Origin of the sequence: Enterobacter sp. DC4 (assembly GCF_000568095.1) — a bacterium.
Lineage (GTDB): Bacteria > Pseudomonadota > Gammaproteobacteria > Enterobacterales > Enterobacteriaceae > Enterobacter > Enterobacter pseudoroggenkampii.
Genome location: NZ_AZUB01000001.1, coordinates 1045461 through 1067537 on the forward strand (window position 1 = coordinate 1045461; position 22077 = coordinate 1067537).

At 56.0% G+C, this 22077-nt stretch carries 29 protein-coding genes; 18 read left to right on the forward strand and 11 right to left on the reverse strand.

The annotated features are described in order from the left end of the window. Window positions 1-45 precede the first annotated feature (45 nt). From P349_RS19045 to P349_RS19035, 3 genes are all read left to right on the forward strand, one after another. Window positions 46-1161, forward strand: a complete 1116-nt coding sequence (locus P349_RS19045) for an alkene reductase (RefSeq protein ID WP_032647027.1) — start codon at window positions 46-48, stop codon at window positions 1159-1161. Further along, complete coding sequence (locus P349_RS19040; protein WP_032647028.1) at window positions 1158-1877, forward strand: SDR family oxidoreductase; 720 nt, start codon at window positions 1158-1160, stop codon at window positions 1875-1877. The genes P349_RS19045 and P349_RS19040 overlap by 4 nt, the downstream gene beginning before the upstream one ends. 64 nt (window positions 1878-1941) lie before the next feature. Continuing rightward, window positions 1942-2481: an ester cyclase gene (locus P349_RS19035; protein WP_032647031.1), complete on the forward strand. Its 540-nt coding sequence runs from the start codon at window positions 1942-1944 to the stop codon at window positions 2479-2481. A gap of 39 nt (window positions 2482-2520) precedes the next feature. Here the strand turns inward: P349_RS19035 and P349_RS19030 are convergent, their stop codons facing one another. Continuing rightward, window positions 2521-2988: a nuclear transport factor 2 family protein gene (locus P349_RS19030; RefSeq protein WP_032645324.1), complete on the reverse strand. Its 468-nt coding sequence runs from the start codon at window positions 2986-2988 to the stop codon at window positions 2521-2523. Between the two features lie 103 nt (window positions 2989-3091). On the opposite strand from P349_RS19030, the gene P349_RS19025 reads away from it, so the two are divergent. Continuing rightward, window positions 3092-3694 (forward strand): TetR/AcrR family transcriptional regulator, encoded by a 603-nt coding sequence (locus P349_RS19025; protein WP_032647032.1) that lies wholly within the window; start codon window positions 3092-3094, stop codon window positions 3692-3694. On the opposite strand, the gene P349_RS19020 is transcribed toward P349_RS19025, so the two are convergent. Then, window positions 3672-4322, reverse strand: a complete 651-nt coding sequence (locus P349_RS19020) for a GntR family transcriptional regulator (protein WP_032647034.1) — start codon at window positions 4320-4322, stop codon at window positions 3672-3674. The genes P349_RS19025 and P349_RS19020 overlap by 23 nt on opposite strands. A gap of 120 nt (window positions 4323-4442) precedes the next feature. Between P349_RS19020 and P349_RS19015 the strand changes: the two genes are divergently transcribed. From P349_RS19015 to P349_RS19005, 3 genes are all read left to right on the forward strand, one after another. Next, window positions 4443-4934: an OsmC family protein gene (locus P349_RS19015; protein ID WP_032647823.1), complete on the forward strand. Its 492-nt coding sequence runs from the start codon at window positions 4443-4445 to the stop codon at window positions 4932-4934. Window positions 4935-4972: 38 nt separating this feature from the next. After that, the gene (locus P349_RS19010; RefSeq protein ID WP_032647036.1) at window positions 4973-5980 is read left to right on the forward strand and encodes an AraC family transcriptional regulator; all 1008 of its coding nucleotides are present in this window, start codon (window positions 4973-4975) and stop codon (window positions 5978-5980) included. 116 nt (window positions 5981-6096) lie between these two features. Next, complete coding sequence (locus P349_RS19005) at window positions 6097-6927, forward strand: oxidoreductase (RefSeq protein WP_032647039.1); 831 nt, start codon at window positions 6097-6099, stop codon at window positions 6925-6927. Between the two features lie 45 nt (window positions 6928-6972). Here P349_RS19005 and P349_RS19000 read toward each other — a convergent pair whose 3' ends face one another. Next, window positions 6973-7515 (reverse strand): phosphoglycerate mutase family protein, encoded by a 543-nt coding sequence (locus P349_RS19000; protein ID WP_024908358.1) that lies wholly within the window; start codon window positions 7513-7515, stop codon window positions 6973-6975. Window positions 7516-7753: 238 nt separating this feature from the next. Between P349_RS19000 and P349_RS18995 the strand changes: the two genes are divergently transcribed. Continuing rightward, complete coding sequence (locus P349_RS18995; protein WP_032647040.1) at window positions 7754-8266, forward strand: GNAT family N-acetyltransferase; 513 nt, start codon at window positions 7754-7756, stop codon at window positions 8264-8266. Here the strand turns inward: P349_RS18995 and P349_RS18990 are convergent. Beyond that, on the reverse strand, window positions 8247-9029 hold the full coding sequence (locus P349_RS18990; RefSeq protein WP_024908360.1) for a hypothetical protein: 783 nt from the start codon (window positions 9027-9029) through the stop codon (window positions 8247-8249). The two genes, P349_RS18995 and P349_RS18990, sit on opposite strands and share 20 nt — an antisense overlap. A gap of 1 nt (window position 9030) precedes the next feature. Continuing rightward, window positions 9031-9228, reverse strand: a complete 198-nt coding sequence (locus tag P349_RS18985; RefSeq protein WP_024908361.1) for a hypothetical protein — start codon at window positions 9226-9228, stop codon at window positions 9031-9033. 256 nt (window positions 9229-9484) lie between these two features. On the opposite strand from P349_RS18985, the gene P349_RS18980 reads away from it, so the two are divergent. The 8 genes from P349_RS18980 to P349_RS18945 are packed head-to-tail and all read left to right on the forward strand — an operon-like array spanning window position 9485 to window position 15353. Then, window positions 9485-9919 (forward strand): nuclear transport factor 2 family protein, encoded by a 435-nt coding sequence (locus P349_RS18980; protein ID WP_024908362.1) that lies wholly within the window; start codon window positions 9485-9487, stop codon window positions 9917-9919. Next, complete coding sequence (locus P349_RS18975; protein WP_032647042.1) at window positions 9916-10635, forward strand: SDR family NAD(P)-dependent oxidoreductase; 720 nt, start codon at window positions 9916-9918, stop codon at window positions 10633-10635. The genes P349_RS18980 and P349_RS18975 overlap by 4 nt, the downstream gene beginning before the upstream one ends. Continuing rightward, complete coding sequence (locus P349_RS18970) at window positions 10632-11891, forward strand: NAD(P)/FAD-dependent oxidoreductase (protein WP_032647044.1); 1260 nt, start codon at window positions 10632-10634, stop codon at window positions 11889-11891. The genes P349_RS18975 and P349_RS18970 overlap by 4 nt, the downstream gene beginning before the upstream one ends. A 1-nt stretch (window position 11892) precedes the next feature. After that, entirely contained in the window at window positions 11893-12615 is a 723-nt protein-coding gene (locus P349_RS18965) for a DUF1365 domain-containing protein (protein WP_032647047.1), read from the forward strand. Then, window positions 12612-13832, forward strand: coding sequence for an SAM-dependent methyltransferase (locus P349_RS18960; RefSeq protein WP_032647049.1), 1221 nt, complete (start codon window positions 12612-12614; stop codon window positions 13830-13832). Before P349_RS18965 ends, P349_RS18960 begins: the two co-directional genes overlap by 4 nt. Beyond that, window positions 13829-14314 (forward strand): DUF2878 domain-containing protein, encoded by a 486-nt coding sequence (locus tag P349_RS18955; RefSeq protein WP_032647050.1) that lies wholly within the window; start codon window positions 13829-13831, stop codon window positions 14312-14314. Before P349_RS18960 ends, P349_RS18955 begins: the two co-directional genes overlap by 4 nt. Continuing rightward, window positions 14311-14832 (forward strand): hypothetical protein, encoded by a 522-nt coding sequence (locus tag P349_RS18950; RefSeq protein WP_032647052.1) that lies wholly within the window; start codon window positions 14311-14313, stop codon window positions 14830-14832. The genes P349_RS18955 and P349_RS18950 overlap by 4 nt, the downstream gene beginning before the upstream one ends. Further along, window positions 14829-15353, forward strand: coding sequence for a DUF3833 domain-containing protein (locus tag P349_RS18945; RefSeq protein ID WP_032647055.1), 525 nt, complete (start codon window positions 14829-14831; stop codon window positions 15351-15353). Before P349_RS18950 ends, P349_RS18945 begins: the two co-directional genes overlap by 4 nt. 424 nt (window positions 15354-15777) lie before the next feature. On the opposite strand, the gene P349_RS18940 is transcribed toward P349_RS18945, so the two are convergent. Beyond that, window positions 15778-16236, reverse strand: a complete 459-nt coding sequence (locus P349_RS18940; protein WP_032647057.1) for a DMT family transporter — start codon at window positions 16234-16236, stop codon at window positions 15778-15780. A 4-nt stretch (window positions 16237-16240) separates the two neighbouring features. After that, entirely contained in the window at window positions 16241-16675 is a 435-nt protein-coding gene (locus tag P349_RS18935) for a DMT family transporter (RefSeq protein WP_032647059.1), read from the reverse strand. A gap of 94 nt (window positions 16676-16769) precedes the next feature. Between P349_RS18935 and P349_RS18930 the strand changes: the two genes are divergently transcribed. Beyond that, the gene (locus tag P349_RS18930) at window positions 16770-17702 is read left to right on the forward strand and encodes a LysR family transcriptional regulator (protein ID WP_032647062.1); all 933 of its coding nucleotides are present in this window, start codon (window positions 16770-16772) and stop codon (window positions 17700-17702) included. A 5-nt stretch (window positions 17703-17707) separates the two neighbouring features. On the opposite strand, the gene P349_RS18925 is transcribed toward P349_RS18930, so the two are convergent. Both P349_RS18925 and P349_RS18920 read right to left on the reverse strand, forming a co-directional pair. Beyond that, window positions 17708-18736: a methionine synthase gene (locus tag P349_RS18925; RefSeq protein WP_032647064.1), complete on the reverse strand. Its 1029-nt coding sequence runs from the start codon at window positions 18734-18736 to the stop codon at window positions 17708-17710. 23 nt (window positions 18737-18759) lie between these two features. Next, entirely contained in the window at window positions 18760-19734 is a 975-nt protein-coding gene (locus tag P349_RS18920; RefSeq protein ID WP_032647065.1) for a DUF1852 domain-containing protein, read from the reverse strand. 231 nt (window positions 19735-19965) lie between these two features. Here P349_RS18920 and P349_RS18915 point away from each other — a divergent pair, with 231 nt between their 5' ends. Next, window positions 19966-20505: a DUF2058 domain-containing protein gene (locus tag P349_RS18915; protein ID WP_008502315.1), complete on the forward strand. Its 540-nt coding sequence runs from the start codon at window positions 19966-19968 to the stop codon at window positions 20503-20505. Between the two features lie 7 nt (window positions 20506-20512). Here P349_RS18915 and P349_RS18910 read toward each other — a convergent pair whose 3' ends face one another. Together P349_RS18910 and azoR are read right to left on the reverse strand one after the other, a co-directional pair. Beyond that, the gene (locus tag P349_RS18910; RefSeq protein WP_032647067.1) at window positions 20513-21199 is read right to left on the reverse strand and encodes an RluA family pseudouridine synthase; all 687 of its coding nucleotides are present in this window, start codon (window positions 21197-21199) and stop codon (window positions 20513-20515) included. Between the two features lie 89 nt (window positions 21200-21288). Next, entirely contained in the window at window positions 21289-21894 is a 606-nt protein-coding gene (azoR, locus tag P349_RS18905; RefSeq protein WP_008502313.1) for an FMN-dependent NADH-azoreductase, read from the reverse strand. Window positions 21895-22077: the final 183 nt, after the last annotated feature.

Consider the following 22077-nt stretch of genomic DNA (forward strand, 5'->3'; position numbering starts at 1 on the left):
TGCCGTCTGTAAAGTGATTTCATCCAAACCATAAGGGATGAAAACATGCAACGTACCTCACTTTTTGAACGCTACAGGCTGGGGCAGCAAGACCTGAAAAACCGTATCGTCATGGCGCCGATGACCCGCGCACGCTCCCTTCAACCGGGCAATATTCCCTCCACGCTGATGGCAGAGTATTACCGGCAGCGGGCCAGCGCCGGATTAATCATCACGGAAGCCACGCAGATCTCGCCTCAGGGCCAGGGATACTCATGGACACCCGGCATCCATTCGCCGGAGCAGGTTTCAGGATGGCAGCTCACGACGGGGGCCGTGCATCAGGCGGGCGGGGTTATTTTTTCTCAGCTCTGGCACGTGGGGCGAATGTCGCACGCCCGTTTTCATCAGAATGGTCAGCCCGTTGCGCCGTCAGCACTGGCGCCGGACGCGCAGGTGTGGGTGGTGAATGAACAGGGGGAAGGCCAGATGGTTGACTGCCCGCAGCCGAGAACGCTCTCGCGCAAGGAGATTCACAGCATCGTTGCGGACTATCGTCAGGCGGCACTGAATGCCGTCCAGGCCGGGTTTGATGGCGTGGAGATCCACGGCGGAAACGGCTATCTGATCGACCAGTTTCTGCGTCAGACATCCAATAAACGCACGGATGAGTACGGCGGCACGCTGGCGAACCGGATCCGCTTTGCTCAGGAGGTGTTAAGCGCCATTGCTGAGGCCATTGGCCGCGAGCGTACGGGCATTCGCCTTTCCCCGTTTATCACCCAGCGCGGGATGAACGATCCGCAGGTGACGGAAGCCATACTCGCGCTCGCGGCCTGGTGTGAGCAAAAAGGCATTGCTTTCATCCACCTGGCGGAAGCCGACTGGGACGATGCGCCGCAGGTACCTGAACAGTTCCGTCGATCCCTTCGCGAGACGTTTAGCGGAACCCTTATCGTTGCGGGTAACTATGACCTTGAAAAAGCGGAAAAGATCCTTGCTGCCGGCTATGCCGATTTGATTGCCTTCGGACGGCCGTTTATTGCCAACCCGGATTTACCCCACCGGCTGGCGCACCAGCTGCCTCTGGCCCAGGTGCGAGACCCCGCCACGCTGTTTGGCGGCACCGCGACGGGCTATACCGATTACCCCATTTACATCCTGCAGGAGGAAACGTTATGACCCGTAAAACCTTAATTATCGGCGGCGCGTCCGGCATCGGTTTCGCCGTGGGCAGCCTGCTTGCCGGGCGAGGCGAGGAAATTATTCTTGCGGGCCGTGACGGCGCGAAGCTGAACGTTGCGCGGCAACGGCTGAGCACTCACGCCGCGTCTGTTCACACCCTCGTGCTGGATATCAGCCGTGAGGCAGAGCTTGCCGCGCTCGGTGAAACGCTGGGTGAGGTCAATAATATCGTCGTTACCGCGGGTTCACAGGCTCCAGGAGGGCTTATCTCCGGGCTGGATCTCCGCGCTGCAAGGCTGGCCTTTGATACAAAATTCTGGGGAAGCATCAATGTCGCCCGCTATCTCAGCGGGAACATCGCCCCCCGCGGTACGCTGACGTTCACCAGCGGCTTCGTGGCGCGTCGCACCGTGGCGGGCGCCATTGTTAAAACGACGATGAATGCCGCGATTGAGGCCGCGACAAAAGTGCTGGCGAAAGAGCTTTCACCGCTGCGCGTCAACGTCGTGAGTCCGGGGCTGACCGACACGGAGGCGTACGCTGGCATGGACTCCGCCGCGAGGGAAAAAATGCTCGCCGGTGCGGCGGAAACCCTGCCAGCCAAAGCCTGGGGAAGGGCGGAGGACATCGCGCAAGGGTATCTTTTCGCCATTGATAATCCCTTTGTCACGGGGTCTATCATTGATATTGAGGGCGGGGCGTTAATTAACTGACCCTCGCGGATTTGAACCGCAGGAAATCGACTGCGGGTAATGTAATACTCTATTGAGAAATATCATGAAATATACGACGTGTTTTCGTCCAGCTGTGGCGATGCTTATTCTTGCCGGTCTGTCCGGCACCGCATTTTCGGCGCAGCTGGAATGGCTTCCACCGAAACAGCTTATTGTTGATAAGAGCCTGCCCCAGGCGCAATTAAGGGCGAATGAAGCCGTTGCCAGAGAATATGCAACGTTCTGGAATACGGGAGAAGAGTCCCTGGCGCGTGATGCGCTGGCAGTGAATTTCATCGATAAAACGCCTCCGGAAGGTCGTAAGCAAGGTCCCGAAGGCGCTATTTTAGCCTCCCGTGCGTTTCGTACAGCCGTGCCTGATTTACGCTGCGACGTTGAGCAAATGATTATTTCAGGCAATCGCGTGGTCTCGCATTTACATTTTCACGGCACCTTCACCGGGACATTTGGCAAGCTGAAGGGAAAGGGGCAGAAAATAGATTTTATCGCCACGGATATTTATGAGATCGCTGACGGCAAGATTGCGGCTAACTGGCATATTGAGGACAACCTGACGCTGATGAAACAGCTGGGCGCACTGTAAATTCACCACTCCGGGGCGGCCCGGAGTGATGCGAAAATCCTATAAGCCAAGATCGCTCAGCGAAGGGTGATCGTCCGGGCGTCTGCCCAGCGGCCAGTGGAACAGCCGCTCGGATTCTTTTATTGGCATATCGTTTACGCAGGCAAAGCGTCGCTTCATCAACCCGTCCGGCTCAAACTCCCAGTTTTCATTGCCATACGAGCGGAACCAGTTGCCGGAATCATCATGCCATTCATAAGCATAGCGCACCGCGATGCGGTTATCCGTAAATGCCCAGAGCTCTTTAATCAGACGATAGTCCAGCTCTTTTTTCCATTTCCGCTCCAGAAACGCCCGGGCTTCTTCACGGTTAGTGGCGAACTCCGCGCGGTTGCGCCATTGGGTATCCAGCGTATAGGCCAGCGCGACCTTCGCCGGGTCGCGACTGTTCCAGCCATCTTCTGCCAGTCTGACTTTTTCGATGGCGCTTTCACGCGTGAAGGGCGGTAAAGGAGGACGTGTGTTCATGGCGATTACCTCAGTGTTATATTATGTAGACAGGTCTGTCTACATGCGGTAATCTATGCCTGTAAAATAACGCTGTCAACATCCGTTTTGAGGCTACCAAAAAGTGAAAACAGAATCCGCAGGCAACGATACCAAAATCAGCGTCAGAGATAAGATATTACTTACGGCGCACGATCTGTTTTATTCCACAGGCTTCAGGGCGACGGGTGTGGATACGCTGATTAAAGCATCGAAGGTGACCAAGGTGACGTTTTATCGCCATTTTCCGAGTAAAAGTTTACTTATTCTCGCCTATTTGCACTATCGGCACGAAATATGGATTGGCTGGTTTGAATCCACGCTGCGTCGACATCTTGATGAAGGTGAAATACCTTCTGATGCGATATCGGCAACGCTTTACGAATGGTTTATTTCGCCTGAGTTCCACGGCTGCGCATTTATTAATGCCAGCGCTGAGGCAAAATCGGAAGATATTGAAAGCGAAATAAAAGAGATATGTCGCGATCATAAAATCGAAACAAAGAATATTATTGCGTCGCTGACGAAGATCGCGGATGAGCGCGTCGTCAATGAAATCATGCTGCTCATTGACGGTGCCATTATTCATGCGCAAATGGGCATGGAGACGGATGATGTCATCACTCCGTTGAAGCGGGCATTAGCCGGGTTAACGGGATTTCCCCTTAACCTTCGTCGCGACGACTGATAAACGTTTTAAGCATTTCTCCGGCACTGAGAATATGTCGCATGACTTCAGCTCGTGCATTCCCGGCATCCCGTTCCCTGCAGGCTGTAAGGATACCTGCATGGTCATCCTGAAAAACCGGTGTTGCTGAAAGGAGCTTTCGCTGAAGGTATTCATACCGCTCTATCTGATTGCGGGTATCATTAATCAGCCTCAGCAGGCGTTGGTTTTTGCACCCACTGTAGACAAGATCGTGGAACTCCCGGTTAAGTGTGCCCTGCATGTCAAATTCAGTCGTTCTGGCGAGAAGCGTATGCGTCAGTTCGGCCCTCGCCAGCGTATCAGAGCTCAGGTTTTTCACGCTTTGAAAGACGGCTTCCCCTTCCAGTAAGGCACGCAGGGAGTAAATCTCATCCAGATCATCAACAGAAAGCGTTCTGACAACAGCGCCGCGGTTCCTGAAAATTTCCACCAGCCCATCGCGTTCAAGCTGCCTGATTGCTTCTCTCATTGGGATTCGGCTGACAGAAAAATGACTGGCAAGATCCCTTTCAACAAGCCTCTCTCCATCACGCAGACGACCGCTGTTTATCATCTTTCTTAATTCACTGGCGAGCACGTCCGGGGTCGAAAGGGCGTTAAGTTGCATACTGTTTCTCCTGAAAAGATGGAATAATGGTATACCATCTGATAGCTTACGTCGAGACAGGTGATTGCGAACAAATATCGCCAGCAAAATCCATCGGATATCATTATCGGGAGCATCAAGATGAGCCATCGTGAGCATCATTATCAGGTTAAGGTCGAGTGGAAAGGGAACAAAGGTCGGGGGACGGAATCCTATAAAGCCTACGATCGTCTTTATGACATCACGGCGGGTGATAAATCTCCGATTTCAGGTTCATCAGACCCTGCATTTCTGGGGGATGCATCATGCTGGAATCCTGAAGATCTTCTTGTCGCGTCAGCCTCTGCCTGTCACAAATTATGGTATTTGCATCTTTGCGCGGAAGCGGGGATAAGCGTTTATACCTATATTGACCGGGCGGAGGGAACGATGTGCGAAGGAGAAAAGGGGTGTTTCACCTCTATTGTCCTGAAGCCTCAAATCACGCTTCGCCCAGGGGATGATATCGATCGCGCTGTGGCACTTCATCACCGCGCGCATGAGCTGTGCTTTATTGCTAACTCACTGAATTTCCCGGTGACCTGCCAGCCAACCATACTGCATAGCGCCCGTTCATCCGTCGATGAACAATAACGCTAAGCGTTACATAACCTTCAACCGGGAATGAGCAAATGGCTTCTAACCGTACTTTCGCTCTCGATATAAGCTGGAAAACGCTGCTGAAAGACGCGGGGCTTGAGCCAGAACGCATTCTCCGCAGGGCAGGATTACCTGACGATCTCTTTTTGCAAAAAGCGCGCGGACTCGATACGAATGAATACATTCGCTTCTGGAACGCGCTGGAGGCTGAAACGAACGATCCTGCCTTTCCCGTCCCGCTCATTGAGTTGATCTCTGCGGATGTGTTTGACCCGCCCCTTTTTGCCGCACTGTGTAGCAGCAATATGATGCAGGCTGTCCAGCGTCTGGCCAGATATAAACAGCTTATTGCTCCCATGGTTCTGGAGACAACGGTCGACCAAAACGGCAACCTTACCGTCTCACCGCGTTGGCTTTTTGCGACAACTATTCCGCCGTTTCTCCAGGTGGCAGAGCTGGGCTTCCTGCTCAAGCTTCTGCGGCTGGGAACTCGCGAACCGGTTAACCCCTTACGGATCTGCGTTTCTGCGCTACCGTCATTGGTTCAGAACAGCCACTTTTCGCGTTTCTTTGGTGCTGACGTGCAATACGGAGAACAGCCCGCCATCAGCTTTTCCGCAGCCGATGCGCTTCGACCCTTTTTAACGGTCAATGAGGGGATGTGGCAGGTATTTGAACCGGAACTGCAGCGTCGTCTCGGTCAGTTAAATGAACGGGCTTCAACCGCCGAGCGCGTACGAGCGGTACTCCTGGAACTTATTCCCGGTAACGAAGCGACTATTGAAAAAGCGGCGGAGCGTCTGGGAATGAGTAAACGCACGCTGCAGCGCAGGCTTGAGCAGGAAGGGGAAAACTTTCGCAACCTTGTCAACGCGTGTCGTGAACACCTGGCCCGTCATTATCTTCGCAATACGCGTCTTTCCGGGTATGAGATCGCGTTTTTGCTGGGTTTCGAAGATCCTAACTCATTCTATCGCGCATTTATGACCTGGACGGGCCAGACTCCAGAAGCGGCCAGGACAGCCATGCGTCTTGAGTAAACACGTGCGTATGTATCGCTCTGATGGCGCAGTTTGCGAGTCACATGGCGCGATACGCTAGTTAACATGAGGTCGAGGGAGAGCAAACTAGCCACAGTCTACTCATCGAGGTATCTATGTTTACTCAGGACAAAAAAACTGCGCTGGTCACCGGTGCATCGTCAGGTATGGGCAAAGCCATCGCCCGTCGTCTTATTCAGGATGGCTATCAGGTTTACGCTGCTGCCCGTAGCGTTGAGAAAATGCACGATCTCGCCCAGCTTGGCGCATACCCTCTGCGGATGGATATCTCACGTGATGAAGACATTTTGGCTGCAGTGAATACCATCATGTCGCAGACAGGTGGGGTTGACGTACTGGTCAACAACGCGGGTTTTGGGCTCTATGGACCGGTAGAAGAGATCGGCATTGAAGAAGCTCGCTATCAGTTTGAGGTTAACGTGTTTGGTGCGGCCCGCCTTACGCAACTGCTGATCCCGGCCATGCGTGCCAGACGCAGCGGTTACATTATTAATATCACCTCTATGGGGGGTAAGATTTACACCCTTCTGGGAGCCTGGTATCACGCAACGAAACATGCGCTTGAGGGATGGTCTGACTGTCTGCGTCTTGAAGTGGCTGAATTTGGCATTAAGGTTGTGATTGTTGAACCGGGTTTAATCGAGACAGGCTTTGGTGATGTGGTCAGCGGCAATATAGTTAAACGTTCAGCAAATGGCCCTTACGCTCGCCTCGTGGAGAAGGTGGCTAAATCGGTCAAAAATGCATACGGGAATGGCAGAGGCAGCGACCCGAAGGTGATTGCGGACGTGGTTGCCCGCGCCGTTAAAAGCCCTCATCCGCGTACACGCTATGCAGCCGGCAAGTATGCAAAGATGCTCATCCGCATGCGTCTCTGGCTGGGAGACCGTCTGTTCGATCGCGTTATCCTTGGCCAGACGCTATGACCCAGGCACCGAGGATGAAAAAATCCTCGGTGTCAGTATGTGCCCTTACGCAAGGCTGTAAACCCCCGCTCCCCAGTAACCGGTACCCGGGGAAGTCTGTTCTTTCCAGCCTGATGCGATCAGTTCCTTCGCAATAAACCGATTGATCATTCCGTGCCCCATGAGCAAGACGGGGCCGTCAGAGTCCTTCGCGACATTCACCAGGATTTCTGCCGCCTTAACGGCTCGTTTTTTTGCGACGCTCACGCACTCTGCCTCGCCAGACAGGCCGCAGAGCCAAAGAACGCGAAACAGCGCTGCCCAGTAAAAAGGCGATAGCCGTAACCCCGGAATACGGAACACCGGCAGCTCTGCTTCCCGAAAAACCTCATCAATTAAACCCGGTTCACACCCCAGCGTTTTCAACGATGAAAGGGCTCGCGGGAGAGGGCTGCTGAGAAACGTGAGCGCGCGGTACGCCTGAATTTGAGCCCTTTCAGGCGGCCTGTCGCTGCCCGTCGAAGAGAGGTTATAGCTGTCGATCCATTCGGTCATTTCCCTGCACGAGACCCTTGGCGCCCCCCTGTAATGGGGTTCTCCATGCCGCATCAAAATAATTTCCATACGTTCTAATCGCTAGTCCTGGTCATCCACTCAACACAGGCAGACTAGCGCGATCTGGTGAGGGTTTTCACCCACCCGTTTTGGTGTGTCGGGCGAGATCCATAACACGCGGGCTGTACTTAACGTCGTTCACCGCAATAATATATGCGGCAAGAATGTAACTGTTTTGTCTTTCTCGTTTCGCACGGCATCACACCTAAAGCGGTTAGTAAGGATACCCTCCATGTCTCTTCGAATTCGACAGGCCACCGGGGCCGATTCAACGCTGTTAAGCGAGCTGGGATATCGCATCTATCCCGCCCATTTTCAGCATCTGTGGGTGTCAGAGGCAGAGATGAAGGATTTTCTGCACGGAGAGTACGCGCGTTCTGTAGTTGAACAGAGCCTGAAAGATAACGCGGTTTCCTGGTATGTTGCAGAGACCGATCGGCCAGTGGGATTCATGAAAGTGACCTGGGAAGCCATGCTTCCAGAAACGGACAAGAAGGGTGTTCTCCTCAACAAGCTCTACCTTGATCCCGCCGCAACCGGCAAGAACTATGGTCAGGTGATGTTCAACAACATCGCAGACATGGCCCGGAGCAGGGGGAAAGACTATCTCTGGCTGGAAGTGCTTGAGCAGAACGCGGGAGCGTACCGGTTCTACCAGAAGCAGGGCATGCTCTGCGTTAAGAGCGTCCTTTTCGAAACCGCCTCACAGCAGAGCATACTCAGGATTATGGGGATGCCTCTTTAGACAGCGTGTCATGCTGTGCCAGCGACAGCGCGCTGGCGCTGGCGGGATCGAACAGCGAGATGCTCTCAATTTGATTGAGTAAAATCACTTTGCGGAATGACATGGCGCTGCGGGGTTCCGAGTCGAGCGTGATGTCATGCTCCGCATACCACCTGCTGTAATTATTCTCGATGCGAAAGTTCATCGTCTTCGCGTCTCTGTACCCGCTCAACATTGGGATCAGCACGATATTGGCCGTTTTTTCATATTCCAGCGTCGCGGTGTGGATCATACCCACGTATATCCGCCTCGAGCGGAGTGTGACCTGCGCCAGCTCGCCTTGCTCCATACACTGGTACAGCAGCTGTTCAATACCGCTCGACTGCGCCAGCCGTTTGTAGAGCTTTTTCCGGCTCTCGCCGTCCAGCCTGGCGCTGCCTGCCCAGTTAGAGCGGTAGAGGCAAAACAGGATGGCAAACGCCAGCATCACGACCACCGGCGCCTGAATGCCTAAAAAGCTCCAGTTCATAAAGTCGATTTGCCAGTCGGTGTATTTCGGTGAGGCAAAGTGAAAAGCGTTGTTGGCGGCGGAAAGGGCGAGCAAGAGTAGCCAGAGCAGACCGGTGGCAATCACGCCCTGCAGAACGAAAATACAGCCGTAAAGTGCAACGAGAAAATAGACATCCCAGCCGAAGGAACGCTTGATTTTAAAGCGGGTCGACAGGTCGCGGCTGGTGTACCAGTACCCGCAGACCATCAGCACCATAAATATCGCCGTTCCCATATCAGGCCCTCTTCAGCGTGTTGACGTGACGCAGAAAATCCTGCCTCACCTCGTTGCTCTTGTAGTTCACCGAGGCGTTCCCGTCCTGGTCGATAATGATGCGATCGCCATCTTCCACGGCTTCAATAATTTCCTGCTGACTCATCACCTGCAGTAAGGATTCCGGGCTTGAGAAAAGGGAGAGGAAGAAACGTTTCATACGGGCATCCTTTTGAATAAAAAGGATAAGCCTGGAAGAAGACCGACGAATTTGCCTTAAGGATATCCTGAAAGTGAAAGCCGGGTGGCGGCTACGCCTTACCCGGCCTACAAAACCATCAAACGATTGAGTTATCAAGTTGTTGATATTGATAGGTAATAAAAAATAAATCTGCACAAACTTTGACAAATAACGTTAATTGTGTAAGTTTTAATTATGCGATTACGCCACGTTGTTTACAGCCAGGATGTGACCCATGAGCACTTTGCCCTCTGTCGTGAGTCGGTTTGTCGAGTACTACGCCGCACTGGATAGCCAGCCGCCGTCCGCGCTTGCGGGGCTTTATCATTCGAATGCCACGCTTATCGATCCGTTTGGTGAGCACAACGGTATTTTTGCGCTTCAGCGCTATTTCACCCATCTGCTGGCCAACGTCGAGAACTGCCGTTTTTCTATCGATCCGCCGCTGTGCAGCGGGAACCGGTTTGTTGTCACCTGGGTGATGCACTGGTCGCATCCGCGCATTGCCGGAGGCGAACCGCTCGACCTGCCCGGATGTTCAGTGGTGCAGACGGAAAACGATCTCATCACGCACCAGCGGGACTACTACGATGCGGGAGAGATGATCTACGAACATCTTCCTCTGCTTGGCTGGGCGGTTCGCGGCGTGAAGCGGAGGGTCAAATCATGAAGACGGTGCTGATTACCGGCGCAAGCTCGGGGATTGGCGCCGGGCTGGCAAAATCCTTTTCCGCTGACGGCTACCATGTGATTGCCTGCGGGCGCGACCCGGCGCGTCTGGAAGCGCTGCATCAGACCTGCCCCAATCTCACCGTTCGCCTGTTCGATATGACGGACAGGGACGCCTGTCGCCAGGCGCTGACCGGCAGCTACGCCGACCTGATTATTCTCTGCGCCGGTACCTGCGAATACCTCGACGGTGGAGTGGTGGATGCGGCGCTGGTGGAGCGGGTGATGGCGACCAATTTCCTTGGCCCGGTGAACTGCCTCGAGGCGCTCCAGCCGCAGCTGGTTGCCGGTAACCGCGTGGTGCTGGTGAGTTCGATGGCTCACTGGCTGCCTTTTCCCCGCGCAGAGGCCTACGGCGCGTCCAAAGCGGCGCTGAGCTGGTTTGCCGAGAGTTTGCGCCTGGACTGGGAGCCAAAAGGGATTGCCGTCACGGTTGTCTCTCCGGGCTTTGTCGATACGCCCCTGACGCAAAAAAACGATTTTGCCATGCCGGGCAGGGTGACCGTCGACGAGGCGGTGAAGGCGATCCGTATCGGACTGGCGGCTGGGAAAATGCACATTGCGTTTCCTGACGGGTTTGGCTTCATTTTGCGGCTGCTCTCCGGGCTGCCTGCGTTTCTTCAGCGCGCGCTGCTGCGCAGGATGGTGCGTTCATGAACATTGCGATTATCGGCAGCGGCATCGCCGGGCTGACCTGCGCCTGGCGCCTGGCCGGGCACCATCAGGTGACCCTTTTTGAAGCAGGCGCCACGCCGGGCGGCCATACCGCAACGGTTGACGTGACAACGCCACAGGGCACATACGCGATCGATACCGGGTTTATCGTCTATAACGATCGCACCTATCCGCGTTTTATGGGCCTGCTCAGCGAGCTGGGCATCAGCGGGCAAAAAACGCAGATGAGCTTTTCGGTGCACGACCCCGCGACGGGGTTTGAGTACAACGGACACACCCTGACATCGCTGTTTGCCCAGCGTCGAAACCTGGTGAATCCGGCATTCTGGCGGCTGCTGGGTGAGATCGTTCGCTTTAACCGCCTGGCGAAAGCGGCGCTGGACGGGGAGGTGGATCCGAACGCCACGCTGCAGACGTTTCTGGACCAGCACGGCTTTACGCCGTTTTTTGCGCGCCACTACATTCTGCCGATGGGGGCCGCCATCTGGTCATCGTCGCTGCAGGAGATGACGCGCTTCCCGCTGCCGCTCTTTTTACGTTTCTTCCAAAACCACGGTCTGCTTGATATCACTCATCGCCCGCAGTGGTACGTGGTGCCGGGCGGCTCGCGGGAGTATATCCGCGCGATGCGGGACAAATTGGGGGATCGGCTGACGCTGCATCTCAATTCGCCGGTTCAGCGGGTGAGCCGCCACGAGCGCGGGGTCACGCTCCAGCTCGAAAACGGCAGCCATACCTTCGATCAGGTGATATTTGCCTGCCACTCCGCTCAGGCGCTGGCCATGCTTGACGACCCGACCACCGCAGAGCGCGAGGTGCTGGGTGACATCGGCTGGCAGCGCAACGAGGTCGTTTTACACAGCGATCCGCGCTGGCTGCCTGTGCGGCCGCGCGCCTGGGCCAGCTGGAACTACCGCCTGAGCGAGCAGGCGCAGGCCAGCGCCTGCGTCACCTACAACATGAACATCCTGCAGGGGCTGCCTGCGGGCAGTCCGCTGTTCTGCGTCACCCTGAACCCGGACGCGCCGGTGGATGAACGCTTCGTTCTGCAACGCTTCGTCTATGAACATCCGCTGTTTAACCCGCAAAGCTGGCGGGCGCAGGCACGGCGCGGCGAGATCAACGGCCACCGGCGGAGCTGGTTCTGCGGGGCCTACTGGTACAACGGTTTTCATGAGGACGGCGTGCGCAGCGCGCTGGACGTGGTCAATGCGATAGCGGCCGGAGAGGGGAACTGAGATGAACAGCTGCCTTTACCACGGCATCTTACGCCACCGCCGCCTGCAGCCGAAAACCCATGAGTTTCGCTACAGCGTCTTTATGGCCTGGCTGGATCTCGATGAGCTGCCGCTGCTTGCGTCCGTCGGCGTACGGCGCAATCGCTTTGCCGCCGCCTCGTTCCACGACGCGGACTACCCGCTCGGCACGCCGCTTAAAGAGAACGTGCTGAGCAGGCTGGAGAGCCTGACCGGGGAACGTCCGGACGGTCGGGTCATGCTCCTGACGCAGTTGCGCTATTTCGGGTTCCATTTCAATCCGGTCAACTTTTACTACTGCTATGACGGGAAGGGTACCCTGCGCTGGGTGCTGGCGGAGGTCCGCAACACGCCGTGGAACGAGCGTCATTATTACGCGGTCGACGGGCAACATGCCCAGCCCACGAAAAAAGCGTTTCACGTTTCTCCCTTCAACCCGATGGACATGATCTACCACTGGCGCTTCAACGACCCGGATAACACGCTGCATATGCACATTGAAAATCATCAGGAGGCGAAGGTGTTCGACGCCACGCTTGCGCTGCGCCGGGAGCCTCTGACGCACCCCGCGCTGCGTTCGCTGCTCCTGCGTATCCCGCTTATGACCCTGAAAACCGTTTTCGCCATTTACTGGCAGGCGCTGCGCCTGTGGCTCAAGCGCGTGCCGCTGTATAACCATCCCGTCAGCAGGAGTGAACGCTCATGACCGATCCCGTCTTTGCGTTAGAACCCGATATCCCGCGCAACGTGCGCCTTGCGCGCTGGCTGCTTTTTCGTCTGTTAAGCGGCATTCGCGGCGGCTCGCTCACGCTGCGTGAAGGGGCACAGACCTTTCATTTTGGCGAGACATCCTCCGCGCTGCATGCTGACGTGCAGATCCTTACGCCCGGCGTTTACTGGCGCGTCTTAACGGGCGGGAGCCTTGCCGCGGCAGAAGCCTGGATGGACGGCGAATGGGAAACCGCGCACCTCACGCCGCTACTGGAACTTCTGGCGCTCAACGGCGAGGTGCTTGGTCGTCTCGAAAACGGGTTCCGTCTGTTCGGCAGGCCGCTGGAGCGGCTACGCCACTGGACGCGGCGGAACTCCCGCGCGCAGGCGCGTGAAAATATTGCCGCTCATTACGATCTGGGTAACACCTTCTACGCCCATTTTCTGGATAAGGAGCTGCTCTATTCCAGCGCGCTGTTTACCGCTGACGAGCAGGATCTCACTGCGGCTCAGCAGGCCAAAATGGCGCGCCTGTGTGAACAGCTGGTGCTAAACCCGGGTGACCATCTGCTGGAAATTGGCACCGGCTGGGGCGCGATGGCGGAATACGCGGCCCGTCATTATGGCTGTCGGGTGACCACCACCACGCTATCGCAGGAGCAATACGTCTGGGCGACCGAGCGGATCGCCCGCGCCGGGCTGCAGGATCGGGTCGAGGTGCTGCTCTGCGACTATCGCGACCTCACCGGACAGTACGACAAGCTGGTCTCGATAGAGATGATCGAAGCCGTCGGGCAGCGCTATCTGCCCACGTTCTTCCGTACCTGCCAGGCGCGGCTGCGCCCGGGAGGTCGCATGGCGATTCAGGCCATCACTATTCAGGATCAGCGCTATCGCGACTACAGCAAAAGCGTCGATTTTATCCAGCGCTATATTTTCCCCGGCGGCTTCCTGCCGAGCATTACGGCGATGAACGAGCTGATGACGCGCCACACCGATTTCGTGGTACGCAATCTGTTCGACATGGGTCCCGACTACGCCCGCACGCTGGCCCACTGGCGGCAGCGCTTTGTCCACGCCTGGCAGGAGATTGAAAAGCTCGGCTTTGATGAGCGGTTTCGCCGCATGTGGCTGTACTACTTTGGCTACTGCGAAGCCGGGTTTAACGCCCGCACCATCAGCGTGGTGCAGCTGACCGCCGAGCGAGTATGAAACGATATCTTCAGGTCTTTCTGCTGGCCGTCGCGTTCGATCTTTACTGGGCGCTGGTGGTGCTCTTTCGCGAAAAGGGCCTGATTATCTGGCTCGCGCTGGCGATCCTGGCATGCCTGCTCTTGCCGTCTGTATACCGTTTTTACGCCATTGGGCTGGCCGCGGCGGGCAGTTTGCTGGATACGCTCTGGGCGCTGACGGGACTGATAGCCTTCACGGGCGACTCCCTGATGCCGCTATGGATGGTGGCATTGTGGCTAATGTTCGCCACCGTCTGGACGCAGCTTACGCGCACCACCACGTTGCCCGGCTGGCTGCTGACCCTGCTGGCCGCCCTGGGAGGCCCGGTGGCGTACCTGATTGGCGAGCGGCTGGATGCCATCACATTTCTGAAGCCGACCTTTATCGTCGTCAGCTGGATGGCGCCGGGCTGGCTGGTGTTGATGCTGTTTTTCCACCTGCTGATGGGGAGACAAAAATGAGAGCTGCGATTTTGCTGCTTTGGCTCATCGCCATGCCCGCGGCCCAGGCCGCCGACTGGCTGGCGTGGCGTAAGGTGGGCGATGCCACGCTCACCTGGGGGCCGTTCACCGTCTACACCTCCCAGTTGCGTACACCGGACGGGCGTTACGGTCGGGAGAACCAGGATCAGGCGCTGATAATTACCTATGCGCGCGACATCGATCGCGATGAGCTGGTTGAGGCGACCCGCGACCAGTGGCAGGCGCAGGGGATCCTGGCGCAGGAACCGCAAAGCGAAGCCTGGCTGCGGATGCTCCGGACGCTGTGGCCGGATGTTCGACCGGGCTCACAGCTGGCGTTTGTCCTTGATGACCAGCAGGGGCAGTTCTGGTACCGCGATCCGGTCCTTCAGAAAACCTTTATTCCCCTGGGACCACGCCAGTCAGAAGCGTTCAGTACCCGCTTTCTGGCCATCTGGCTGGCTCCCCGTACGCAATATCCTGAGCTGCGTCAGCAGTTAGTCGGAGGCCAAAAATGAAACGTTTCCTGATGATGGTACTGGCATTGACGATGCTGCTGGCGGGCTGTAGCACGGAGGTGTCCGAGTACCGTCAGCAGCAGCCGCGGCTTGATATTTTCCATTACTTCCAGGGAAAAACCGAAGCGTTGGGGATGGTGCAGGATCGCAGCGGCAAGCAGATCCGACGTTTTCACGTTGAGATTGCCGGAGACGTTGTCGGCGATACGCTGACGCTCAACGAACATTTTGTTTACGACGACGGTGAGAAGCAGCAGCGGGTCTGGCATATCCGGCGCCTGGGGACCGATCGCTATGAGGGCACGGCGGGGGATATCGAAGGGGTAGCGACGGGGCAGGCCGCAGGCAACGCGTTCAACTGGCATTACAGCATGAACGTGAAGGCCAACGGCAGCACCTGGCTGCTGAACTTTGACGACTGGATGTACCTGCAGGATGAGACGCACCTGTTTAATAAAACCGAGATGAAGAAACTGGGCGTCACCGTCGCCACGGTGACGCTGTTTTTCACCAAGGGATAAGGGATCCCCACTCAATTTGTAACCAGAAGCGATTCGGATTTTTTAAATGACATGATTATTTTGCAGCGATGACCTGGTCCGGCTGTAAATCGCTGAGGCGTTTCCTGCAGGCCGGGGCGAGGCGCAGGGATGCGCCGAGAGGGCGGGCTTTACAGGGATGTTACCTCCGCCCGTCCCCGATAAGCCGGAAGGAATAAGCCGAAGGGACCGCGAAGCGGCGATTTACCGCCGGGAGCCCGGGTCGCCAGGGTGGTGGCGATTGAGCCACCCTGGCACGTTCACAGGTCATGTCGTTACAGAGTAGCAAGGAACATAAAGTGAACGGAATGACCACCACAGCCGTATGTTCCCCCTCACCCTAACCCTCTCCCCAAAGGGGCGAGGGAACTGTTTCGTGTCTACGCAGTGTCCGCAAGGTGTGATGTCATGCCCCGGCAGAACGGGTTTTACTACCCGAGTAAATAAAGACAAGCGCAATCCCCAGGCAGACTACCGCCCCCAGACGACTCGTTGAAAACGAAATGGCGGGATTACCCAGCCAACCAAAGTGATCAATCAGCATGCTCATGGCGAGTTGGCCAAAGATCACCGCCACCGTGGCGACGGCGGTGCCGATGCGCTGCACCGCCACGACCATAATCACAATATAAGGCACGCCGAACATTGCCCCGAGGAGCTGCCATTTTGGCACGTCCAGCAGCGTGACTGCCTGCTTCGGTTCAAAGAAGAAAATGAGCAGGGCGGTCACCAGCGCGCCGACGGAAAACGTCAGAAACGCGCTTTTAAAAACACCCACGCTGCTGCCGAGCTGTCCGTTAATGGCGGCCTGAATGCTCAGCGTTGCGCCGCCGCAGACGGCCAGAAGAATCATAATCAGTGTCATACGTTTACCCCTGTGCCACCAGAACCAGTGCCGCAATAATGAACCCCAGTGCAATAATGCGCTTCGCGTTTATCTTCCTGTGCGGCGAACCCAGCAGACCATAATGGTCAATGATCAGGCTTTTAAAGACTTGGCCGGCCAGAATGCCAATCATAGTCATGGCGATGCCGATGGCGGGTGTCGCCACGGTCAGGATGACCACGTACACCGGCCCGAGCACGCCACCGAGCAGCTGCCAGCCGGGCTGTCCGAAAAACGACGGGCTGTTGCGCGGGCTGAAAAACAGCATCAGCAGAAACGTCAGCGCGGCGCCAACGCCAAAAATGCTGAACGTCGCCCATAAATCCCCGACCTTTCCCCCCAGCGGTCCCAGCAGGCCCGCCTCGACGGAGAGGCCCATCCCGCCGGCAATCACCAGTAAAATCAAAACAAACTGCATTTTCTTCCTCCGTTTTCAGGCGGAGAAGATTACGTGGGTTGTTCAATGAGAAAAATGCCATAATGCTGGAAACACCTTTGCGAGAAATGCATTAATGGTTGACGCCAGCAACATCAACATTCGCGCGCTGCTGATCTTTATCGATGTGTATGAAGCGCAGAACTTCTCCGTCGTGGCGCGGCGGCAGGGGATATCGGCCTCGCAGATATCGCGCGTGATCCACCAGCTTGAGGACGCGCTCGGGCAGCAGCTTTTCTATCGCAATACGCGGGCCGTCATTCCCACGGAAAGCGGTCATCTGTTTGTTCGCTACGCTCGGTCAATGGCGGAAAATCTGGAAGAGGCGCGCCGGGAGCTGGACGCGCGTGCGGTGGAACCGTCCGGTGCGATCCGCATTAACGGACCGGTGTTTTTCGGCCAGAAGCACATAGCCCCAGGACTTCCCGGCCTGTCGGAACGCTATCCCCGCCTGAGCGTAGAGCTGACGCTGACCGATGATTTTATCGACCCCCATCGGGATGCGGCGGATGTTATATTTCGGATTGGCGTGCTGACGGACTCCTCGTTTCATGCGCGAGTGTTCGGGCAGCAGGTTTATCATCTGGCCGCGTCGCCGGACTACGTGCGTAAACATGGTGCACCTGAAGGACCGGACGATCTGAACCGTCATCACTGTCTTGTCTATCGCGGATCGTCAGGGCCAAACCGCTGGCTCTTTCGCAGGAAGGGCGAGGCGTGGATACACTATCCCGTGACGCCATTGATGACCTCCAATAATGCTGAGGCGTTACTCGCTGCGGCGCTGGGCGGGATGGGGATTGTGCTGTTCCCGGACTGGCTGGTGAGTGAACAGCTCCAGCGCGGTGAGCTGATTTCGCTCCTGCCCGCGCTGGAGTGTGCCATCAATACGGAACAGCAGGCTATTGCGGCGATCTATCCTGATGCCCGACATCCGCCCCTGAACGTCAGGGCGGTAATTGATTATTACGTCGAGCGCTTTGGTACGCCGCCGTACTGGCAAACGTAAGGGGATTACACGCCAAGCTCTTTGCGGATAATCTCTGCGCCAGCGCTAAGTGCTTTCAGCTTGCCGTTAGCAACCTGGCGGGAGAGAGGGGCCATGCCGCAGTTGGTGGAAGGGTAAAGCTTGTCGGCATCAACGAACTGCAGCGCTTTGCGCAGCGTATCGGCCACTTCCTCCGGCGTTTCAACCGTGTTGGTTGCCACATCAATCGCGCCAACCATCACTTTCTTGCCGCGGATCAGCTCCAGCAGATCCATCGGCACGCGGGAGTTGTGGCACTCCAGAGAGATGATGTCGATGTTAGAGGTCTGCAGCTTAGGGAAGGCCTCTTCGTACTGGCGCCACTCGGATCCGAGCGTCTTTTTCCAGTCGGTATTGGCCTTGATGCCGTAGCCGTAGCAGATGTGTACCGCGGTCTCGCACTTCAGCCCTTCAATGGCGCGCTCCAGCGCGGCAATACCCCAGTCGTTGACCTCATCAAAAAAGACGTTAAACGCCGGTTCATCAAACTGGATAATATCCACGCCTGCGGCCTCTAGCTCTCGCGCTTCCTGATTGAGGATTTTGGCGAATTCCCAGGCCAGCTTTTCTCGGCTTTTATAGTGCGCGTCGTACAGGGTGTCGATCATGGTCATCGGCCCCGGCAGGGCCCATTTGATCGGCTTGTCCGTGAGCTGGCGCAGGTACTTTGCATCGTCGACGAAGACCGGTTTCTGGCGCGCGACGGCGGAGACCACGGTCGGCACGCTTGCGTCATAGCGGTTACGAATGCGCACCGTCTGGCGGTTCTCAAAATCGACGCCGCTCAGGTGTTCAATAAAGGTGGTGACGAAATGCTGGCGGGTCTGTTCCCCGTCGCTGACGATATCGATTCCCGCACGGATCTGCTCATCCAGAGACAGGCGCAGCGCATCCTGCTTGCCTGCCAGCAGTTCCTGATCCTGCAATTTCCAGGGTGACCATAGCGTTTCAGGTTGCGCAAGCCAGGTCGGCTTAGGCAGGCTGCCAGCCGTTGAAGTCGGGAGCAATGTTTTCATAATAAAAGACCTTTTTTGATGTATTAAAGCGTGTAGTTATCAGACCACTGCTCAAGAATGTGTTTGTAAGGCTTAATGAAGTACTCTTCGGTAAATCGACCCTGTTCAATCGCCAGACGGCTTCGCTCTTCCCGGTCATACACAATTTTGGTTAAGGAGTGATCCTGCTGGTTCAGATCCGGTCGGTAGCACAGTCCGGCCGCCGAGTTGGCGTTATAAATTTCCGGGCGATAGATCTTCTGGAACGTCTCCATCGTGCTGATGGTGGCGATCAGTTCGAGATCGGTGTAGTCGCTCAGCAAATCGCCGGTAAAGAAGAACGCGAACGGCGCCACGCTGTGTTCCGGCATGAAGTAGCGCACGCTCAGGCCCATCTTCGCGAAGTACTGCTCCGTAAGCGATTCGCCATCCGGCTGGTACTCAACGCCCAGCACGGGGTGCTGATTACCGGTGCGGCGATAGGTATCTTTGCTGGAGACACTCAGGCAGATCACCGGTCCCTTTCTAAAGTTCTCTTTGTATTCCGGTGAGTTCACAAAGTGGTGGAAGATATTGCCGTGCAGCTCGCCAAACTTTTCCGGAATGCTGAAGTGGTGCTGGTTCTTGTTGTGCTCCAGCAGCAGGACGCTGAAATCATAATCCCGCACGTAAGACGAGAAGTTATTCCCGACGATGCCAGGAATACGCTGGTTGTTTTTCTTGTCGACAATATACGTTTGCAATATCTCAATGGCCGGGAACGGTTTTTCCGCGCCAATGTTCAAATCGACAGAGATGATTTCAAGCTCTACCGCGTAGCGATCGGCGGTTGGGTTATCCCAGCGCACTAAGGCGTTGAAGCGGTTGTTGATCATCACCAGCGTATTGCGCAGGTTCTCCTGACGTTTTTCCCCGCGGGCCAGGTTGGCAAAGTTAGTGGTCGTACGCGTATTTTCTGACGGGTTGTAATTCTCATCGAAGCAACTGCGCTTAAGGTTATATGTGAAAGCTTTGCTCATTGTGGTTATGCATCCTAAGTTCATGTTGCTAAGAAGTTACCAATGCATAATTTATGCCTGAGCCCGCGGCGCAGGGGAAGTGACTTAATTTCACTGCAACATGAGCGAAGTTCATGAAGTGTAATGCGCGAGGTGTCGCTGCGCTTACCCGGCCTACGATTCTGCTAATGTCGCACTCTTTCCTCAATTCCCGCTATAATCCCCAAAATTTCCAACCGGTTTAGAACAATCATGACAAAACTCACCTTACAAGAGCAGATGCTGAAAGCGGGCCTCGTCAGCAGCAAGAAAGCGGCGAAAGTGCAGCGTACGGCAAAGAAATCACGCGTTCAGGCGCGTGAGGCCCGTGAAGCGGTCGAAGAGAACAAGAAGGCGCAGATCGAGCGTGACAAGCTGTTGAGCGAGCAGCAGAAGCAGGCGGTACTGGCGAAAGAGTTTAAAGCGCAGGTGAAGCAGCTGATTGAGATGAACCGCATCACCGTGGCGAAAGGCAACATCACCTTTAACTTTACCGACGGTACGCTGATTAAAAAGATTGAAGTCGATAAGCAAACGCAGACCCAGCTGATCAATGGCCGTCTGGCGATTGCGCGCCTGGTGCTCAATGCTAACGGTGACTGCGACTACGCGATCATTCCGGCAGTGGTGGCCGATAAAATTGCCCAGCGCGATGCCGACAGCATCGTGTTAAACAGCGCGCTCAGCCAGGAAGAGCAGGACGAAGACGATCCGTACGCGGACTTCAAAATCCCTGACGATTTGATGTGGTAAACCGCATTCAGAACGGGGCGGCGTGACGGGCGTTAACCGGCTCGCCGCTCACGGGATGAATAAAATTCAGCTCGCTGGCATGCAGCATCAGCCGGGGCGTTTCTTCAGCGCCCGGCACGTCAAGACCGCCATACAGATCGCAGCCCAGAATAGGGTGCCCCAGCTGCTGGCAGTGAATACGCAGCTGATGGGTTCGCCCGGTCTCCGGGATCAGTTTCACCCGCGTTAACGGCAGCCCCGTCCTCTGATAAAACCGTTCCACAACCCGATAGCGGGAGCGGGCGGGTTTACCGGTGATGGCGCAGATCGACATCAGCGGGAACAGAGCTGGGTCTTTGGCAATCGGCGCATCGATTACACCTTCGTCATTTTCCACATGGCCGCAAAGCAGGGCGCTGTAGGTTTTCTCCACGCTGCGCTGGCTGAACTGCTGGCACAGCACCGCGTTGATGGCTTTATTGCGCGCAACCACCATCAGCCCGGACGTGCCAAAATCCAGACGGTGCACCAGCGTGCAGCCGGGGAACGTCTGAACCAGACGATAATGGACGGAATCAAGGTTTTGCGGATTTTTGCCCGAGAGGCTGAGCAGGCCGGAAGGCTTATCGATCAGCAGCAGATGCTCGTCCTGCCAGAGAATTTCGATCTCATCGAGACAAGGTGGGGCAATAAAGTTATCGACGATTACAGACATCAGGCCGCCCGGCTGGAGAGTGGGAGCGGATGATAACGAAAAGTGGGGAAAAGAAAAACCCTCCCACCGGGCGGTGAGAGGGTGAAGTCTTACGCTGCAACCAGGCTGTCAATTGCGGCTTTCGCGTCGGTCTGCGCTTTGGTCGCCACCTCCGGACCGTAAGCGATACCTTCCGCGAACACGAAGTTCACGTCAGTGATGCCGATGAAGCCCAGGAACAGGCTCAGGTACGGCGCAACCAGGTCGGTTGGGGTATCTTTATGGATGCCACCGCGGCTGGTCAGGACGATCGCACGTTTACCTTTCACCAGACCTTCCGGGCCGTTCTCGGTGTAACGGAAGGTTACGCCAGCGCGCGCTACCAGGTCGAAGTAGTTCTTCAGCTGGGTTGGGATGTTGAAGTTGTACATTGGGGCGTTGATGACGATAACGTCGTGCGCCTGCAACTCAGCAATCAGTTCGTCGGACAGGGCCAGCGCTTCCTGCTGACGCGGAGACAGCGGTGCATCGCTTGGGCGCAGCGCGCCAACCAGCTCACCGTCCAGCACAGGAATTGGGTTTGCAGCCAGGTCACGCACGGTGATTTCGTCAGCAGAATGCTGTTCACGCCACTGTTCAACGAAGTAATCAGACAGCTGACCAGACTGAGAGTACCCTGCCAGAATACTGGATTTCAAAACTAATACTTTGCTCATGGGTGATTCCTGTTGTTGCATTTGATTGAAGGGGGTTGCCCCGTTGCTTGTTGACACTCTATTCACAATCCTGCCACAGAGATAGCGCAATATATCGAAGCCTATGTTCGAATTTTTTGAATAAGGCGCGAAAGGCGCCGATGTGGTACTCTATAGCAATCATTAAAAAGAGAGTTTATCAGG

Excerpts from the sequence above, each read along its gene's own strand:
- P349_RS18915 (WP_008502315.1), top strand. The coding sequence starts at position 19,966 with ATGACAAAACTCACCTTACAAGAGCAGATGCTGAAAGCGGGCCTCGTC.
- P349_RS18965 (WP_032647047.1), top strand. The coding sequence starts at position 11,893 with ATGAACAGCTGCCTTTACCACGGCATCTTACGCCACCGCCGCCTGCAG.
- P349_RS18975 (WP_032647042.1), top strand. The coding sequence starts at position 9,916 with ATGAAGACGGTGCTGATTACCGGCGCAAGCTCGGGGATTGGCGCCGGG.
- P349_RS19045 (WP_032647027.1), top strand. The coding sequence starts at position 46 with ATGCAACGTACCTCACTTTTTGAACGCTACAGGCTGGGGCAGCAAGAC.
- P349_RS18910 (WP_032647067.1), bottom strand. The coding sequence starts at position 21,199 with ATGTCTGTAATCGTCGATAACTTTATTGCCCCACCTTGTCTCGATGAG.
- P349_RS19005 (WP_032647039.1), top strand. The coding sequence starts at position 6,097 with ATGTTTACTCAGGACAAAAAAACTGCGCTGGTCACCGGTGCATCGTCA.
- P349_RS18970 (WP_032647044.1), top strand. The coding sequence starts at position 10,632 with ATGAACATTGCGATTATCGGCAGCGGCATCGCCGGGCTGACCTGCGCC.
- P349_RS18995 (WP_032647040.1), top strand. The coding sequence starts at position 7,754 with ATGTCTCTTCGAATTCGACAGGCCACCGGGGCCGATTCAACGCTGTTA.
- P349_RS18935 (WP_032647059.1), bottom strand. The coding sequence starts at position 16,675 with ATGCAGTTTGTTTTGATTTTACTGGTGATTGCCGGCGGGATGGGCCTC.
- P349_RS19010 (WP_032647036.1), top strand. The coding sequence starts at position 4,973 with ATGGCTTCTAACCGTACTTTCGCTCTCGATATAAGCTGGAAAACGCTG.
- P349_RS19030 (WP_032645324.1), bottom strand. The coding sequence starts at position 2,988 with ATGAACACACGTCCTCCTTTACCGCCCTTCACGCGTGAAAGCGCCATC.
- P349_RS18960 (WP_032647049.1), top strand. The coding sequence starts at position 12,612 with ATGACCGATCCCGTCTTTGCGTTAGAACCCGATATCCCGCGCAACGTG.
- P349_RS19000 (WP_024908358.1), bottom strand. The coding sequence starts at position 7,515 with ATGCGGCATGGAGAACCCCATTACAGGGGGGCGCCAAGGGTCTCGTGC.
- P349_RS18930 (WP_032647062.1), top strand. The coding sequence starts at position 16,770 with ATGGTTGACGCCAGCAACATCAACATTCGCGCGCTGCTGATCTTTATC.
- P349_RS19015 (WP_032647823.1), top strand. The coding sequence starts at position 4,443 with ATGAGCCATCGTGAGCATCATTATCAGGTTAAGGTCGAGTGGAAAGGG.
- P349_RS18940 (WP_032647057.1), bottom strand. The coding sequence starts at position 16,236 with ATGACACTGATTATGATTCTTCTGGCCGTCTGCGGCGGCGCAACGCTG.
- P349_RS19020 (WP_032647034.1), bottom strand. The coding sequence starts at position 4,322 with ATGCAACTTAACGCCCTTTCGACCCCGGACGTGCTCGCCAGTGAATTA.
- P349_RS19035 (WP_032647031.1), top strand. The coding sequence starts at position 1,942 with ATGAAATATACGACGTGTTTTCGTCCAGCTGTGGCGATGCTTATTCTT.
- P349_RS18945 (WP_032647055.1), top strand. The coding sequence starts at position 14,829 with ATGAAACGTTTCCTGATGATGGTACTGGCATTGACGATGCTGCTGGCG.
- P349_RS18980 (WP_024908362.1), top strand. The coding sequence starts at position 9,485 with ATGAGCACTTTGCCCTCTGTCGTGAGTCGGTTTGTCGAGTACTACGCC.
- azoR (WP_008502313.1), bottom strand. The coding sequence starts at position 21,894 with ATGAGCAAAGTATTAGTTTTGAAATCCAGTATTCTGGCAGGGTACTCT.
- P349_RS18925 (WP_032647064.1), bottom strand. The coding sequence starts at position 18,736 with ATGAAAACATTGCTCCCGACTTCAACGGCTGGCAGCCTGCCTAAGCCG.
- P349_RS18920 (WP_032647065.1), bottom strand. The coding sequence starts at position 19,734 with ATGAGCAAAGCTTTCACATATAACCTTAAGCGCAGTTGCTTCGATGAG.
- P349_RS18955 (WP_032647050.1), top strand. The coding sequence starts at position 13,829 with ATGAAACGATATCTTCAGGTCTTTCTGCTGGCCGTCGCGTTCGATCTT.
- P349_RS18985 (WP_024908361.1), bottom strand. The coding sequence starts at position 9,228 with ATGAAACGTTTCTTCCTCTCCCTTTTCTCAAGCCCGGAATCCTTACTG.
- P349_RS18990 (WP_024908360.1), bottom strand. The coding sequence starts at position 9,029 with ATGGGAACGGCGATATTTATGGTGCTGATGGTCTGCGGGTACTGGTAC.
- P349_RS18950 (WP_032647052.1), top strand. The coding sequence starts at position 14,311 with ATGAGAGCTGCGATTTTGCTGCTTTGGCTCATCGCCATGCCCGCGGCC.
- P349_RS19040 (WP_032647028.1), top strand. The coding sequence starts at position 1,158 with ATGACCCGTAAAACCTTAATTATCGGCGGCGCGTCCGGCATCGGTTTC.